The sequence below is a fragment of the Kosakonia sp. CFBP8986 genome, from assembly GCF_034044935.1.
In the GTDB taxonomy this organism is placed as follows: domain Bacteria; phylum Pseudomonadota; class Gammaproteobacteria; order Enterobacterales; family Enterobacteriaceae; genus Kosakonia; species Kosakonia cowanii.
This window is the reverse complement of record NZ_JAXCXB010000001.1, coordinates 687,474-703,778: the sequence shown is the minus strand read 5'-3', so window position 1 is coordinate 703,778 and position 16,305 is coordinate 687,474. Positions and strand designations below refer to the sequence as shown.

General features: G+C 55.5%; 14 protein-coding genes. 8 read left to right on the top strand and 6 right to left on the bottom strand.

Annotated features, from left to right (window positions below):
* The first annotated feature begins 35 nt into the window (after nt 1–35).
* Entirely contained in the window at nt 36–464 is a 429-nt protein-coding gene (locus tag SOM48_RS03245) for a DoxX family protein (RefSeq protein WP_042716323.1), read from the top strand.
* A gap of 114 nt (nt 465–578) precedes the next feature.
* Here the strand turns inward: SOM48_RS03245 and hcr are convergent, their stop codons facing one another.
* The 3 genes from hcr to SOM48_RS03230 all read right to left on the bottom strand — a co-directional run bounded on the left by hcr (nt 579) and on the right by SOM48_RS03230 (nt 4,254).
* Nucleotides 579–1,547, bottom strand: a complete 969-nt coding sequence (gene hcr / locus SOM48_RS03240; protein WP_320511421.1) for an NADH oxidoreductase — start codon at nt 1,545–1,547, stop codon at nt 579–581.
* A 10-nt stretch (nt 1,548–1,557) separates the two neighbouring features.
* On the bottom strand, nt 1,558–3,210 hold the full coding sequence (gene hcp / locus SOM48_RS03235) for a hydroxylamine reductase (RefSeq protein WP_200133998.1): 1,653 nt from the start codon (nt 3,208–3,210) through the stop codon (nt 1,558–1,560).
* A gap of 144 nt (nt 3,211–3,354) precedes the next feature.
* Nucleotides 3,355–4,254: a LysO family transporter gene (locus tag SOM48_RS03230; RefSeq protein WP_023481506.1), complete on the bottom strand. Its 900-nt coding sequence runs from the start codon at nt 4,252–4,254 to the stop codon at nt 3,355–3,357.
* Between the two features lie 177 nt (nt 4,255–4,431).
* On the opposite strand from SOM48_RS03230, the gene SOM48_RS03225 reads away from it, so the two are divergent.
* Entirely contained in the window at nt 4,432–6,090 is a 1,659-nt protein-coding gene (locus tag SOM48_RS03225) for an ATP-dependent endonuclease (RefSeq protein WP_312200293.1), read from the top strand.
* Here the strand turns inward: SOM48_RS03225 and SOM48_RS03220 are convergent.
* Nucleotides 6,087–7,043, bottom strand: a complete 957-nt coding sequence (locus SOM48_RS03220) for a VirK/YbjX family protein (RefSeq protein WP_076769630.1) — start codon at nt 7,041–7,043, stop codon at nt 6,087–6,089. The two genes, SOM48_RS03225 and SOM48_RS03220, sit on opposite strands and share 4 nt — an antisense overlap.
* Nucleotides 7,044–7,202: 159 nt before the next feature.
* Between SOM48_RS03220 and macA the strand changes: the two genes are divergently transcribed.
* Nucleotides 7,203–8,318 carry a macrolide transporter subunit MacA gene (macA, locus tag SOM48_RS03215; protein ID WP_054804028.1) on the top strand — a complete coding sequence of 372 codons (1,116 nt, stop codon included), beginning with the start codon at nt 7,203–7,205 and terminating at the stop codon, nt 8,316–8,318.
* Nucleotides 8,315–10,261: a macrolide ABC transporter ATP-binding protein/permease MacB gene (gene macB, locus SOM48_RS03210; RefSeq protein WP_320511420.1), complete on the top strand. Its 1,947-nt coding sequence runs from the start codon at nt 8,315–8,317 to the stop codon at nt 10,259–10,261. The genes macA and macB overlap by 4 nt, the downstream gene beginning before the upstream one ends.
* Before the next feature lie 63 nt (nt 10,262–10,324).
* Here the strand turns inward: macB and cspD are convergent, their stop codons facing one another.
* On the bottom strand, nt 10,325–10,546 hold the full coding sequence (gene cspD, locus SOM48_RS03205; protein WP_023481381.1) for a cold shock-like protein CspD: 222 nt from the start codon (nt 10,544–10,546) through the stop codon (nt 10,325–10,327).
* A gap of 573 nt (nt 10,547–11,119) precedes the next feature.
* Between cspD and SOM48_RS03200 the strand changes: the two genes are divergently transcribed.
* From SOM48_RS03200 to SOM48_RS03185, 4 genes are all read left to right on the top strand, one after another.
* The gene (locus SOM48_RS03200; RefSeq protein WP_076769633.1) at nt 11,120–12,277 is read left to right on the top strand and encodes an esterase/lipase family protein; all 1,158 of its coding nucleotides are present in this window, start codon (nt 11,120–11,122) and stop codon (nt 12,275–12,277) included.
* Between the two features lie 331 nt (nt 12,278–12,608).
* Nucleotides 12,609–12,929 carry an ATP-dependent Clp protease adapter ClpS gene (clpS, locus tag SOM48_RS03195; protein ID WP_023481436.1) on the top strand — a complete coding sequence of 107 codons (321 nt, stop codon included), beginning with the start codon at nt 12,609–12,611 and terminating at the stop codon, nt 12,927–12,929.
* Between the two features lie 31 nt (nt 12,930–12,960).
* The gene (gene clpA / locus SOM48_RS03190; protein ID WP_023481807.1) at nt 12,961–15,249 is read left to right on the top strand and encodes an ATP-dependent Clp protease ATP-binding subunit ClpA; all 2,289 of its coding nucleotides are present in this window, start codon (nt 12,961–12,963) and stop codon (nt 15,247–15,249) included.
* A gap of 320 nt (nt 15,250–15,569) precedes the next feature.
* Nucleotides 15,570–15,755 (top strand): hypothetical protein, encoded by a 186-nt coding sequence (locus tag SOM48_RS03185; protein WP_139567598.1) that lies wholly within the window; start codon nt 15,570–15,572, stop codon nt 15,753–15,755.
* Nucleotides 15,756–15,856: 101 nt separating this feature from the next.
* On the opposite strand, the gene infA is transcribed toward SOM48_RS03185, so the two are convergent.
* On the bottom strand, nt 15,857–16,075 hold the full coding sequence (infA, locus tag SOM48_RS03180; RefSeq protein ID WP_001040187.1) for a translation initiation factor IF-1: 219 nt from the start codon (nt 16,073–16,075) through the stop codon (nt 15,857–15,859).
* Nucleotides 16,076–16,305 lie beyond the last annotated feature (230 nt).

Sequence of the window (16,305 nt, the reverse complement as noted above, 5' to 3'; positions counted from 1 at the left end):
TTGGTGTCAGACAACGAAAACAGGAATACTTTCAGATGGTTAAATCATTGTTAAATTCAGTTAATAAGATGTTTTCGCATGAGGATTTGGGGCGCTTGCTGCTGCGTCTGGCGGTCGGCGGGCTGATGCTGTTTCACGGCGTGCATAAGCTGATTGGCGGGATTGATGGCATTGCCGGGATGCTGGCGGCAAAAGGGCTGCCGGGGTTTATCGCTTACGGCGTGCTGGTGGGGGAAGTGCTCTGTCCGGTGCTGATTATTCTCGGTATTTTTACCCGCCCGGCGGCGCTGGTGCTGGCATTTACCATGGTTGTCGCCTGGCTGATGGTGGGCATTGGCGAAACCGGTTCGCTGGAGGTGACCGGGGCGTGGGCGATTGAGAGTATTGTTTACTTCTTCCTTGGTGCGCTGGCGGTGGCGTTTATGGGGGCAGGGCGGTATTCCGTCGCGCCCGCGTGGAAGTAGTTGTGATGTAAAAATGCCGGATGGCGGCTGTCGCCTTATCCGGCCTACAAAGGCATAACGGCTTGTTTTGTAGGCCGGATAAGCGCAGCGCCATCCGGCATCATCATCGGCACCTTACGCTAACACCAAATCCCCCTGCGGGTGACAGGAGCAGGCGAGCACAAACCCGTCGGCAATCTCCTTCTCGGTCAGCGTCATGGTGCTGCTGACCGAATACTCCCCGGAAATCACCTGCGTTTTGCAACAGCCACACACGCCTGCGCGACAGGCGGCGTTGACCGGCATTTTATTGCTCTCCAGCGCCTCCAGCAGCGTGCTGCCCACCGGCGCATAGAAGGTTTTCATCGGCGATAGCTTGCTGAACTTCAGCCCGCTGGCGGCGGCTTCGGCAACTGGCGTAAAGAACTGCTCTTTAAAGAAGCGGGTGACGCCGAGCGCTTTCACCTCCTGCTCAACCCATGCCATATAGGGCGCCGGGCCGCAGGTCATCACCGTACGCGCACTCAGATCCGGCACCGCGCTCAGCAGCTCGCGGCTTAAACGCCCCGCCACAAAGCCATCGGTAGCGTTGTGCTCCGCCACCAGCGTCACCGGGTAGTTTCGCCACTCATCGGCAAAGATCACATCCTGCGGCGAGCGCACGCTGAAAATCACCTGCACATCCGCCTGAGGACGGTGTTTCGCCAGCCAGCGACGCATCGACATAATCGGCGTCACGCCGCAGCCTGCCGCCAACAGCAACAGCTTATCGTTCGGTTCGTTATCGCAGGTAAATTCCCCCTGCGCGTCGGAGAGCCAGAGATAATCGCCGCGCTTAACCTCACGCGTCAGCCACTGCGAGCCGGCACCCTCATCAATACGGCGAATGGTCAGCGTAATGTATTCACTGACGCCCGGCGTCGAGGAGAGGGTATAGGCGCGCAGCGTGTTGGCGCTGTTGCCAATACTCACCAGCGCATACTGCCCGGCGCGGTAGGGGTAGTAATCATGGCACAGCAGCGAAAGCGTCCAGACATCCGGCGTCTCCTGGTGGATATGGTGCACCTGCATCCGCCACGGGCATTGAGGGGTTGGCATGCTCATTTTTCGCTCCTTATGCGCTCAGTAACTGCTGCATATCCTGCTCGACGGTGGTCACCTGGCGCAGGCCGAACTTCTCGTTCAGCACCGCCAGCAGATCCGGCGTCAGGAAGCCCGGTGCGGTGGGGCCGGTGACAATATTTTTCACACCCAGCGAGAGCAGAGTCAGCAAAATGACAATCGCTTTCTGTTCAAACCACGAGAGCACCAGCGAGAGCGGCAGATCGTTAACACCGCAGCCGAGTTTGTCGGCCAGCGTCACCGCCAGAATAATCGCCGAGTAGGCGTCGTTACACTGCCCGGCATCGACCAGACGCGGCAGGCCTTCAATATTGCCAAAGTCGAGTTTGTTAAAGCGGTATTTGCCGCAGGCCAGCGTCAGGATCAGGCAGTCATCCGGCACCTGGGTGGCAAAATCGGTGAAGTAGCTGCGCTCCCCGCGTGCGCCATCACAGCCGCCGACCAGGAAGAGGTGGCGCAGTTTTTCGCGGCTCACCAGATCGATCAATGTATCGACCGCGCCGAGCAGCGTCTGGCGACCAAAACCAACGGTGATCAGGTGTTCGATCTCGCTAAACGGGAAGCCGGACATCTGCTGCGCCTGGCGGATCACCGGGGCAAAGTCGTCGCCTTCAAGGTGGTTAACGCCCGGCCAGCCAACGATACTGCGCGTCCAGATACGATCGTCATAGGAACCGACGGTCGGGTCGATAATGCAGTTGGAGGTCATCACAATCGGGCCGGGGAAACGGGCGAACTCAACCTGCTGGTTCTGCCAGCCGCTGCCGTAGTTACCGACCAGATGTTTGAATTTACGCAACTCCGGGTAACCGTGCGCTGGCAGCATTTCGCCGTGGGTATAGACGTTAACGCCAGTGCCTTCGGTCTGTTGCAGCAGGTTATAGAGATCTTTCAGGTCGTGGCCGGAAATGAGAATGCATTTGCCCGCCACCGCTTTGACGTTGACCTGGGTTGGCGTCGGGTGACCATAGAGGCTGGTTTCACCCGCGTCGAGAATGCTCATCACGCTGAAGTTCATCTTGCCGATCTCCATCGCGCACTCCAGCAGGGCGTTCATATCCGCCGGCCAGGTGCCGAGCCATGCCATGATGTTGTGGTAGCGCGCGTAGAGATCGTTATCGTACTGACCGAGCACGTGGGCATGTTCCATGTAGGCCGCCGCGCCTTTGAGGCCATACAGGCAGAGCAGGCGCAGGCCAAGAATGTTTTCGCCAATCGCCGCTTTATCTTTATTCGGGGTGAATTCCGCCGCCTGGCGCTGCAACGCGCCGAGATCGTCGCTCACCAGCTGTAAATCTGCCATCGGGTTATCTACCTGCGCCTGTGGATCTATCGCCAGGCAGAGGGCTTTCAGTGCTTCACGTTTGGCAATCGCTTCGCGGGCGTAACCGATAATGCGCACGGAATCGAAGTTAACGTTGGTCAGGGTGGAGAAGAAGGCGCGCGGCGCAAAGTTATCAATCTCATGGTCAATCAGATCGTAGTCGCGCGCTTTGCAGGCCCAGGCGGAAAGCCCCTGCAGGGCGGCAATCAGCAGATCCTGGAGATCGGAGGTTTCAGCGGTTTTCCCGCACATCCCCTGCGCGTAAGAACAGCCATTTCCTGCCGGGGTACGGATGGTTTGTTCACATTGCACACAAAACATGGTCACACCTTCTTTAAAGTTATATTTAAAATGCATGTTTAAGATTAATAGTGCGGGCGAAGGCGTGAAAGGTCTTTTAGCGGCTATTTACGCCGAGATTGATTTAGCGCAAGTTTGGCGGCAGAAACCCACCGCCGAAGGGGATCAGGCGGAGAAGAGCGCCATTAACAGCGGCACCAGCAGACTGAGTACGAATCCGTGGACAATGGCGGCGGGCACCATCTCCAGCCCGCCAGAGCGCTGCAACACCGGCAGGGTAAAATCCATCGACGTTGCGCCGCATAACCCGAGTGCGGTTGAACGGCTGCGGCCAACAAGCCCGGGGATCAGCATAATGGCGATCAGTTCGCGCGCCAGATCGTTAAAGAACGCCGCGCTGCCAATCACCGGGCCAAAGGATTCAGTAAGCAGAATGCCGGAAAGGGAGTACCAGCCAAAGCCGGAGGCCATCGCCAGCCCGGTTCTCAGCGGCAAATCGAGGAGTAGCGCGTTGATCACACCGCCCACCAGCGAACTGGCACAAACGACCACCGCGATAATCATTCCGCGGCGGTTCAGCACAATCTGTTTCAGGGTCATGCCGCTGTTACGCAGCTGAATACCGACCAGCAGCAGCAGGAAGATCAGCGTGTATTCGCTGGCTTCGGTCGCGTGCTGCAAAAACGCAAGGCCGCTCAGGCCAATCACAAAACCGAGCAGCACCACGCCGCACAGGCGCAACGACTCCAGCGCCATCGCCAGCCGCGATGGCAGCACTTCCTGCTGGTGGTGATGGCGCCACGGCAGGGATCGCTCCAGCCACAGCAGCGCACAGGCGTTGCAGAGTAAAATAATCACCACGCTGACCGCGGAATAATGCAATATCGACAGCAGGTTAGCGCTAAGGTTATCAAGGAAGGCGAGGCTGATACCCATAAAAAAGAGGATCACGTAGACAATCCAGCTGAGCAGTTTATTGATCAGTTTGAGCGCGGAGGCGTGGCGCAGCGGAATGAGGTAGCCCGCGACCAGCGGCAGAAGAATAATTAACAATCCTGAAAACATGAACAGCCCAAATCCTTACGTAAATTTATATGCACTGCAACACACTACAGAAAGGCTGAAAGTGAGTAAAGCTGCGAAAAGTGAGCGATTTTATGCAAATGCAGATTTCAATGGCGCTTCCCGCCTGCCGTTATGCTGTTGGCGCAGGGAGAGGGCAACACACCCGGAGGATGAGAGATGATTCTGGAGCGAGTTGAGGTTGTGGGATTTCGGGGTATTAATCGCCTCTCATTGCAGCTTGAACAGAACAACGTGTTAATTGGTGAGAATGCATGGGGCAAATCAAGCCTGCTGGATGCGCTCACCCTACTGCTGTCGCCGCAAAACGATCTCTACCATTTTGTGCGCGATGACTTCTGGTTTCCGCCGGGGGATATCAACGGCCGCGAGCACCATCTGCACATTATTCTCACCTTTCGTGAATCTGAACCGGGGCGGTATAAAACGCGGCGCTATCGCCCGCTGGCGGAGTGCTGGGTGCCCAGTGACGATGGTTATCACCGTCTCTTTTATCGCCATGAAGGGGAGCTTTCGGCCGGGGGCGAAGTAAGGACGCTGCGCGGTTTTCTCGACACTAAAGGCGAACTGCTGCCGCTGCGTGACAGTGATGAGATGGCGCGCCAGCTGATTCGCCTCTCGCCGGTGCTGCGCCTGCGCGATGCGCGTTTTATGCGCCGGCTGCGCAGCGGCGGCACGCCGGAAACACCGCTGCTGGAGAGCACCGCGCGCCAGCTCGATTTTCTCTCCCGCGAGCTGGTATCAAGACCGCAAAATCTCACCGATGCGCAGATCCGCCACGGCTTATCGGCGATGGTGCAACTGCTGGAGCACTACTTTGCCGAGCAGGGCAGCGGTACGTCGCTGCCGCGCCTGATGCGCCGTCGCTCCCATGATGAGCAGCGTAGCTGGCGCTATCTCGACACCATCAACCGCATGATTGATAAGCCCGGCGGGCGCATGTACCGGGTAATTCTGCTGGGCTTTTTTTCCACGCTATTGCAGGCCAAAGGCTCTGTGCACCTCGATCGCGATGCGCGTCCGCTATTGCTGGTGGAAGATCCCGAAACGCGGCTGCATCCGATTATGCTCTCCGTCGCCTGGCAGTTGTTAAACCTGTTGCCGCTGCAACGTATTACCACCACGAACTCCGGTGAACTGCTGTCGCTGACGCCCGTTGAGCATGTCTGCCGGCTGGTGCGCGAATCGTCACGCGTCGCGGCCTGGCGCCTCGGGCCGGGCGGGCTGAGCGCAGAGGATGGGCGGCGCATCGCATTTCATATTCGCGTCAACCGTCCCTCATCACTGTTTGCCCGCTGCTGGCTGCTGGTCGAAGGGGAGACGGAAACCTGGGTGATTAACGATCTTGCGCGCCAGTGTGGGCACCACTTTGATGCTGAAGGGATAAAGGTGATTGAGTTCGCGCAGTGCGGCCTGAAGCCGCTGATCAAATTTGCCCGCCGGATGGGCATTGAGTGGCATGTGCTGGTGGATGGCGACGAAGCGGGGAAAAAATATGCCGCCACTGTGCGCGGCGTACTTGATAACCATCCCGATCAGGTGCGCGTTCATTTAACCGAACTGCCGGCGCGTGACATGGAGCACTTTATGTATCGCGAAGGGTTTGATGATGTCTATCACCGCGTGGCGCAGCTGCCGGCAAACGTGCCGATGAACGCGCACCGGGTGATCACTAAAGCGATCCACCGCGCGTCAAAACCGGATCTGGCCATTGAGGTGGCGATGGAAGCGGGCAGGCGCGGCGTGGAGGCGATCCCGCCGCTGCTGCGTAAAATGTTCTCCCGCGTGCTGTGGCTGGCGCGCGGGAGAGCCGATTAGCGCTGGCAACGTTCGGCAGTCTGGCTTTGCAGGCTATCGAGCAGCTCATAACGGCGGCGATACTCTGCGCGTTTTTTGCTGGCGATCTCCTCAATCGGTTTACGTGGCATCATCAGTGGCAGCACGAAGTCTCTCTGACCATCGACAACGCCACCGAGTGATTCCCAGAAGCTGTTGTAGTCCGCATGCAGCTGGCGCAGTTTTTTCTTGCGATAGCGCAGGCTCTGATAGATGTGCGTTTCATTGCTTACCGCGCGGATCGCTTCCACGTCGAGGTACTGCGCCAGCATCATTGCCGCTTCGACCAGTAGCCGCTTCGGGAACAGCCCGTGACAGGCTTTGGTCGCGCCCTGGATCGCTTCGTGGGGCACATGGGATTTTGGCCCTTGCAGCCCACCAATATAGAGCGTGGTCAAGCCGTTAAAGGGGCAGATGGTGAAGGTGAGGCGCGCCAGCGGCGTCTCCAGCGCGTCATAAAAGGTGAGCGTCGCTTCGCCCTCTTTATCCAGCGCGGCGTCTGACCAGAGACGGATGGAGTAACTCTGCTCATCTTTTCCGGTCAGCCGGGCCAGCGTGCAGCCCGACGTTGTGAGATAGCTGCTCACCATCCCTTCGGGCAGCAGACGATTAAACGTGTCGTAGTGCCAGCAAATCGCCTCGCTGGTTTGCTGACGCGTCAGGTTGACGGAGAGCCAGGGGCGGTGTAACCGGCACGGCAGACCCGGCTGCATATGCAGCTTGCGGGCGAGGTGTGGCTGGTCAACGAGACGTGACAAAAAGTGCGCGGTGGCAAAAGGCATCGCCAGCGAGCGCAGCAGGAATTTACGCCGGTGGGAGCCTTTCTCCCAGGCGGGGCCCGGCACCAGATCGCCGGTAAGCAGAGAAGCGAATAGCTGCCAGGCCGTTTTCGGGAGCGGCCGTTGAGGTTCAAAAACAGTAGCGATAACGGACATGGTGCAACTCACATTTCATTAAGAGATCTCAATTTCATCAGGTGCTGACTCAACGCCTCTTCAATGGATAAGGGAGAAAATGCGAAGATGAGGTTTCGTTGAGCCGCTGTTTAGTTAAAATTGCTCTCTCCATCGCATGTCCGATTATCTGGAAATTTTATGAAACTGAAGGGAAAACGCAGGACAGGGTTGTTTGTGCTGATCGTCATCATAGTGCTGGCGGCTTTCTGGCTCTGGAGCAAGTTAAATGCGCCGGTGGTGCAGTATCAGACGCTGATTGTTAAGCCGGGCGAGCTGCAACAAATGGTGCTGGCGACCGGCAAACTCGACGCGCTTCGCAAAGTTGACGTCGGCGCGCAGGTCAATGGTGAGTTACAGCGCCTGACGGTCAACATCGGCGATAAGGTGAAGAAAGATCAGCTGCTGGGCATCATTGACCCGGCGCAGGCGGAAAACCAGATTAAAGAAGTGGAAGCGACGCTGATGGAGCTGCGGGCGCAGCGCCGCCAGGCGCAGGCCGAGCTGAAGCTGGCGCAGGTGACTTATGGACGTCAGCAGCAGCTGGTGCAGAGCCACCTGGTGTCGCGCCAGGATCTTGACACTTCGGCCACGGATGTCGCCGTAAAACAGGCGCAGATTGGCACCATCGATGCGCAGATCAAACGTAACCAGGCGACGCTCGATACGGCAAAAACCAATCTCGATTACACCCGCATCCTCGCGCCGATGGACGGGGAGGTGACGCAAATCACCACTCTGGAAGGGCAGACGGTGATTGCCATGCAGCAGGCGCCGAACATTCTGACGGTCGCCGACATGAGTACCATGCTGGTGAAAGCGCAGGTCTCCGAAGCGGATGTCATTCATCTCAAACCGGGGCAAAAAGCGTGGTTCACCGTGCTGGGCGATCCGGGTACCCGCTATGAAGGGGTACTGAAAGATATTCTGCCGACCCCGGAGAAGGTCAACGACGCCATCTTCTACTACGCGCGTTTTGAAGTGCCCAACCCGCAGGGCGTGCTGCGTCTGGAGATGACCGCGCAGGTGCAGATCCAGCTCACCGGGCAGAAAAACGTGCTGACCATTCCGCTGGCGGCGCTCGGCGAGCCGGTTGGTGATAACCGCTATAAGGTCAAAGTGCTGCGCAATGGCGAGACCCGCGAGCGGGAGGTGATCCTCGGCGCGCGTAACGATACCGATGTGGTGGTGGTCAAAGGGCTGGACGCGGGCGATGAAGTGGTAATCGGCGAGCGGAAAGAGGGCGCGGCGCAATGACCGCCCTGCTTGAACTGAAGGAGATTCGCCGCAGCTACCCCTCCGGCGACGGCATGGTGGAAGTGCTGAAAGGCATTACGCTCACCATAAACGCAGGCGAGATGGTGGCGATTGTGGGCGCGTCCGGCTCCGGTAAATCGACGCTGATGAACATTCTCGGCTGTCTCGATAAGCCGACTCGCGGCACCTATCGCGTGGCGGGAACGGATGTCTCGACCCTCAGCGGCGACGCGCTGGCGCAGCTGCGCCGCGAGCACTTTGGTTTTATCTTTCAGCGCTACCATCTGCTCTCCCATCTGACCGCCGCACAGAATGTTGAAGTGCCAGCGGTCTATGCCGGGACGGAGCGCAAAGCGCGGCTGGCGCGCGCTAAAGAGTTGCTGACGCGCCTCGGGCTTGGCGATCGCAGCGAGTATCAACCTTCGCAACTCTCCGGCGGCCAGCAGCAGCGCGTCAGTATTGCGCGTGCGTTGATGAACGGCGGGCAGGTGATCCTCGCCGATGAGCCAACCGGCGCGCTGGATAGCCACTCCGGCGAAGAGGTGATGGCGATCCTCCATCAGCTGCGCGATCGCGGCCACACGGTGATTATCGTCACCCACGATCCGCAGGTTGCCGCGCAGGCTGAGCGGATCATTGAGATCCGCGATGGCGAAATTATTGCTAATCCGCCGGCAAAAACTTCCGCCAACTCTGCGGCAAAGCATGAAAGCGTTGTCACCTCCGTCGGCGGCTGGCGGCAGTTCACCAGCCGTTTCCAGGAAGCGCTGACCATGGCCTGGCGGGCGATGGCGGCCAACAAAATGCGCACCTTGCTCACCATGCTCGGCATTATTATCGGCATCGCCTCGGTGGTGTCGATTGTGGTGGTGGGCGATGCGGCCAAGCAACTGGTGCTGGCAGATATCCGCTCCATCGGCACCAACACCATTGATGTCTACCCCGGTAAAGATTTTGGTGATGATGAGCCGCAAAACCAGCAGGCGCTGAAGTATGACGATCTGCTTGCCATTCAAAAGCAGCCGTGGGTGCGCTCAGCCACGCCATCGGTATCGCAAAACCTGCGTCTGCGTTACGGCAATATCGACGTGGCGGCCAGCGCGAACGGCGTCAGCGGGCAATATTTTAACGTTTACGGTATGACCTTTAGCGAAGGCACCGCGTTTAACGCCGAGCAGCAGGGCAGGCGCGCGCAGGTGGTGGTGCTCGACAGCAATACCCGGCGGCAGCTCTTCCCGGATAAAGCCAGCGTAGTGGGTGAAGTGATTCTGGTGGGTAATATGCCGGCGACGGTGATTGGTGTAGCGGAGGAGAAGCAGTCGATGTTCGGCAGCAGCAAGATCCTGCGCGTCTGGCTGCCTTACAGCACCATTGCCGGGCGGATTATGGGCCAGTCATGGCTCAACTCCATTACCGTGCGCGTAAATGAGGGCTACAGCAGTGAACAAGCCGAGCAGCAACTGACGCAGCTGCTTAATCTTCGCCACGGTAAAAAGGATTTCTTTGTCTGGAACATGGACGGGGTGCTGAAAACGGCAGAGAAAACGACTCGTACGCTGCAACTCTTTTTAACGCTGGTGGCGGTGATCTCGCTGCTGGTGGGCGGGATTGGCGTGATGAATATCATGCTGGTGTCGGTCACCGAGCGTACCCGGGAGATTGGCATCCGAATGGCGGTGGGCGCACGTGCGGGCGACGTGCTGTCACAGTTTCTGATTGAAGCAGTGTTTGTCTGCCTGGTGGGCGGTGCGCTGGGCGTGATGCTGTCGATGCTGATCGCCTTCACTCTGCAGCTCTTTCTGCCCGGCTGGGAGATTGGCTTCTCGCCGGTTGCGCTGTTAACGGCGTTTTTGTGCTCCACCTTTACCGGCGTGCTGTTTGGCTGGCTTCCTGCCCGCAATGCCGCGCGGCTCGATCCGGTGGATGCGCTGGCGCGCGAGTAATAAAAATGCCAGCCCACCGGGCTGGCATTTCACTGCACTTTGTACACAACGAAGTCACAGGCGTCAGGCTATCGCTTCCAGTTCTACTGGCACGATAAGACTGGCATGATTGCCTTTAGGGCCCTGGTGTACATCAAACCGGACCGTCTGCCCGGCTTTTAACGTTCTGTAACCATCCATCTGGATGGTGGAGTAATGGGCGAAGATATCTTCACCACCGCCTTCCGGGCAGATGAAGCCAAACCCTTTGGCATTGTTGAACCACTTTACAGTACCCATTTCCATGCTTCGACATCCTTCGTAAAACTTATTTAAGTAAGATGGAATGAACCGGTGGCGGAGCGGCGGGTTGTTCAAAACCTCGCCAACTCACGACTCTACAATTTAGATAATTCGTATAATGCGTCAAGTATTTGGCAAGCATTCTGGGAGACAGCGCATCAATTTTTTGAAGCAGTTAACGCTATGGTAAAAAAATGTGATGCAGGTCTCGAATATGGCTATTCCCCAGCTATCTGTTGCGCAATACAAACCTTAATTACCAGTGATTTAAAATGTAATTTAATAAGTTATTAATTCACGTGAATTATCCTAATCCAAATAAATTATTTACCCTTTCGCCTTAATGCGATTATTCAAAAATTATCCGAGAGCATTCTTGTATATTAATCCACTTTAAGGGCTGAAAAGAAAAGCACCGTGAAAGGTACTATTAGCGACGCAACGTTGGTGTAAATAAAAAAGGATGAAGTTACATTGAAAACTTTAAAGAAATTATCTTTAGCGCTATTGGTATCAGCTTCGCTTATTAATTCCTCTTTCGTCGCGGCGGAGACAGTCGACGCGGCTCCACAAAACATGGCCCAAAAAGGAAATCACTATCCCCTGATTTTTGTTCATGGTGTTGTCGGCTGGGGCCCCGATGAAATGCTGGGTTTCAAATATTGGGGCGGGTTTGATGACACCATTGCCTATTTAAATAGCAATGGGGTGGAGTCTTACGCCGCCGTTGTTGGGCCGGTTTCCAGCAACTGGGATCGCGCGGTTGAGCTCTATTACTATATTAAAGGCGGCACCGTTGATTATGGCGCCGCCCATTCCCTGAAAGCGAACCATGCCCGCTACGGTAAAACTTACCCCGGCATCTATCCACACTGGGATGAGCACCATAAGATCCACCTCGTTGGCCACAGTATGGGCGGGTTAACCAGCCGCCAGCTGGTCGATATGCTGCAGGATGGCAGCGAAGAGGAGCGCGCGTTCCATGAATCGCACCCCGGAACAGAGCTCTCTCCGCTTTTTGAAGGCGGGAAAGATTATGTTTTCAGCGTCACTACCGTCGCGACGCCAAATAATGGCAGCTCGTTTGCACAAGATAAAAACCTGATCGTTGGCCTGATTGAAGATATGGTCCGCAAAGCGGCGACTATTGCCGGCGTGTCGTCGCTCTCTTCATTTGTGTATGATTTCAAACTCGATCAGTTTGGCCTGCGTCGCGACCCGGATGAGAGCCTGGCTGAATATATTCGCGATGTTTTCACCAGCAGCATCTGGGATTCGAAGGATATTGCCTCTTACGATCTCTCGGTAGTTGGCGTCAGTGCGAATAAGCAGTACCTGGAGACTAAGCCCAACGTCTATTATTTCTCGCATACCGGTAAAACAACCGTTGGCGTGCCGTTTACCTCTTTCCAGATCCCCGGCGTCTATACCAATCCACTGCTGGTGCCGTCAGCAACCTATATGGGTAAAACCATTACCGATCCGCAAACATCATTAATTAATGCCACCTGGACGACGAATGATGGGCTGGTGAATTCAGTTTCCAGCTATTACCCCTTTGGTGCTGATGCGAAACCCTATGATGGCCAGCCGAAAAAAGGGCAGTGGAGCTATTACCCGGTAATGTACGATTGGGATCATCTCGACTTTATGGGATTTGATGTCATCCCGCAGGCTTATGTTAATGCTTTCTATGCCGATGTTGCGAGGTCATTACTGGAGCTGGATAAATAGTTCTGAAATAAATAAAAAGACGAACCCTCAGCGGTTCGTTTTTTTATTTAGCATAATGTTTAAAATTTAAAAAAAAGAAAAATAAGATACATTGAAATCTTTTTACACAGGTGAAATGGCAAGGATCGCCAAAAAAAACTATAATCGAGCCATATAATGTGCACTAAGCAGGACATCTTCACATAACCATCCACTTAATGTTGTTATTCAAATGCAGGGCGATCCATTATAGTTGCCTGACATCTGATGCTGATTGAAAATGCATCTAAACTCATGTAATCGGCCGATTAGACGTGCGCCGGAACCTGTAACCTAAGATGAAGCGCTAACGATGGGTAAGAGCAATAGCTGGCTGGATTTTGAGCAATTGGCGGAAGATAAACTGCGCGACGCGCTCAAACCGCCATCGATGTACAAAGTGATGATAATGAACGATGACTACACGCCAATGGAATTTGTTATTGACGTGCTACAAAAGTTCTTTTCTTATGATGTTGAACGTGCAACGCAACTGATGCTAACGGTTCACTATCACGGTAAGGCTATCTGCGGTGTTTTCACCGCCGAGGTCGCGGAGACGAAAGTTGCCATGGTGAACAAGTATGCAAGGGAGAACGAGCATCCGTTGCTGTGTACGCTGGAAAAAGCCTGACGTCAGGCAATAAAACTTGGGGGAGGTGCCTATGCTCAATCAAGAACTGGAACTCAGTTTAAACATGGCTTTCGCCAGAGCGCGCGAGCACCGACATGAGTTTATGACCGTCGAGCACTTGTTACTGGCTCTGCTCAGTAACCCATCTGCCCGTGATGCGCTGGAAGCGTGTTCCGTGGATCTGGTGGCGCTGCGGCAGGAACTCGAGGCCTTCATCGAACAAACCACACCCGTCCTGCCGATGAGCGAAGAGGAGCGTGACACGCAGCCGACGCTCAGCTTCCAGCGCGTTCTGCAGCGCGCGGTGTTTCACGTTCAGTCTTCCGGACGCAGCGAAGTCTCCGGTGCGAACGTGCTGGTTGCCATCTTTAGCGAGCAGGAGTCGCAGGCGGCTTACCTGCTGCGCAAACATGAAGTCAGCCGCCTTGACGTGGTGAACTTTATCTCTCACGGCACGCGCAAAGACGAGCCGGGTCCATCCTCTGACGCGGGCAGCAGCAGTAGCAGCCAGGCGAGCAGCGAAGAGCAAGCAGGCGGGGAGGAACGTATGGAAAACTTCACCACCAACCTTAATCAGCTTGCTCGCGTGGGCGGAATCGATCCGCTGATTGGACGTGGCAAAGAGCTTGAGCGCGCCGTCCAGGTGCTGTGCCGCCGCCGTAAAAACAACCCGCTGCTGGTGGGGGAGTCGGGCGTCGGTAAAACCGCGATTGCCGAAGGGCTGGCATGGCGAATTGTGCAGGGCGATGTGCCGGAAATTATGGCCGACTGCACCATCTACTCGCTGGATATCGGCTCACTGCTGGCGGGTACTAAATACCGCGGCGATTTCGAAAAACGCTTTAAGGCGCTGCTGAAACAGCTTGAGCAGGACAGCAACAGCATTCTGTTTATCGATGAGATCCACACCATCATCGGTGCGGGCGCTGCATCTGGCGGGCAGGTTGACGCCGCCAACCTGATTAAGCCGCTGCTCTCCAGCGGTAAGATCCGCGTTATGGGCTCCACGACCTATCAGGAGTTCAGCAACATCTTTGAAAAAGATCGCGCCCTTGCACGCCGCTTCCAGAAAATTGATATCACTGAACCTTCCGTTGAGGAAACGGTGCAGATTATCAACGGCCTGAAGCCGAAATATGAAGCGCACCACGATGTGCGTTACACGGCGAAAGCGGTACGCGCCGCGGTTGAGCTGGCGGTGAAATACATTAATGACCGCCATCTGCCGGACAAAGCGATTGACGTGATTGATGAGGCTGGCGCGCGAGCGCGGCTGATGCCGGTCAGCAAACGCAAGAAAACGGTTAACGTGGCGGATATCGAATCCGTGGTTGCCCGCATCGCGCGTATTCCGGAGAAGAGCGTCTCTCAGAGCGATCGCGATACGCTGAAAAGCCTCGGCGACCGTCTGAAAATGCTGGTGTTTGGTCAGGATAAAGCCATTGAGGCCTTAACCGAAGCGATCAAAATGAGCCGTGCAGGGCTGGGCCAGGACCATAAACCGGTCGGCTCCTTCCTGTTTGCTGGCCCGACCGGCGTCGGTAAAACCGAGGTGACGGTACAGCTGTCGAAAGCGCTGGGCATTGAGCTGCTGCGCTTTGATATGTCCGAGTATATGGAGCGCCACACTGTGAGCCGTTTGATCGGTGCGCCTCCGGGCTATGTCGGTTTCGATCAGGGCGGCTTGCTGACCGACGCGGTGATCAAGCATCCGCATGCGGTTCTGCTGCTTGATGAGATCGAAAAAGCGCATCCTGATGTCTTTAACATCCTGTTGCAGGTGATGGATAACGGGACGCTGACCGATAACAACGGGCGCAAGGCCGATTTCCGCAACGTCGTGCTGGTGATGACCACCAACGCCGGGGTGCGTGAAACCGAGCGTAAATCCATCGGGCTTATCCACCAGGATAACAGCACCGATGCGATGGAAGAGATCAAAAAGATCTTTACGCCAGAGTTCCGCAACCGTCTGGACAACATTATCTGGTTCGATCATTTGTCTACCGAGGTGATCCACCAGGTGGTCGACAAATTTATCGTCGAACTTCAGGTGCAGCTGGATCAGAAGGGCGTCTCGCTGGAGGTCAGCCAGGAAGCGCGCGACTGGCTGGCAGAGAAAGGCTACGACCGTGCTATGGGTGCCCGACCAATGGCGCGTGTGATTCAGGACAACCTGAAAAAACCGCTCGCCAACGAACTGCTGTTCGGATCGCTGGTTGATGGCGGCCAGGTCACCGTCACGCTGAATAAAGAGAAGAATGAGCTGGAGTATGGTTTCCACAGTGCGCAGAAGCACAAACCGGAAGCAGCACATTAATCTCTGCATTAACCTCATCAAACCGGGCCCTGTGCCCGGTTTTTTTATGCCTGTCGATAAGCGCGCGTGAAAAAGCGGCGTACCCTCTACTTTGTCAACGCAAGACCCCTGCCTGTCACCGCACTAAAACCGTGAAATAAACGGTTCTGCAGAGCTAACTGCGGTACTTCGTGCAAACATTCTTAATGTAAATTATTGATATTAATAAAAATATTGCCGTATAAGCCGTTTTTTTGTAGGTTGTTTTCATGCGCAATAGCGCTGAAGTGGGTTATTGCCATGAAAAGGAATCAGAAGTTGGTCAATAAGGAGGAGATACCATGAGGCATATTTTTATACCTGTAATGCTCAGTTTTTTACTGCTTGCTCCGCTTGCAGGAAAAGCCGCTACCTGTAACTTCTACAGCAAATGGTGGCCAGTCTGTCGCGATCCGGCGTCCGGCCCGGATATCGGTACCGCTGAATGGAGAGCCTGTCGCGAGCGGGGCGGCTGCCACTATCCCTGATCGTTAAAAACGATTTTTTAAGTAGCGGCTGGAGCAGAAACAGAAAAGGCCGGGATTACCCGGCCTTTAAATTAGGTGCGCAGTTGCGCTAGCGGAAGATCTTAGCGGCTACGGAAGACAATGCGGCCTTTGCTCAGGTCGTACGGGGTCAGTTCCACAGTCACTTTATCGCCCGTCAGGATACGGATGTAGTTTTTACGCATCTTACCAGAGATATGCGCAGTGACCACGTGACCGTTTTCCAGTTCTACGCGGAACATCGTATTAGGTAACGTTTCAAGAACGGTACCCTGCATCTCAATATTGTCTTCTTTGGCCATCTAATCCTCGGGGGTATCACTACCATAATTTTTTGAATCGGCAAGATAATGCCGAAGTTCGTGTGTTAAGTAAAGATTTGTGCTGATAAAACGCAGCAAAACAGCTTTTGCCGATTCCCCGCACGCCGCAGCCAGAGCGCCAGTAAAGCGCAACCGTAAAGGGGAGCGGTAGAAGTAAACGAAGGGCATCCCTGATACGAACGACTCCCGGATGGGGCGGGGCAACAGGC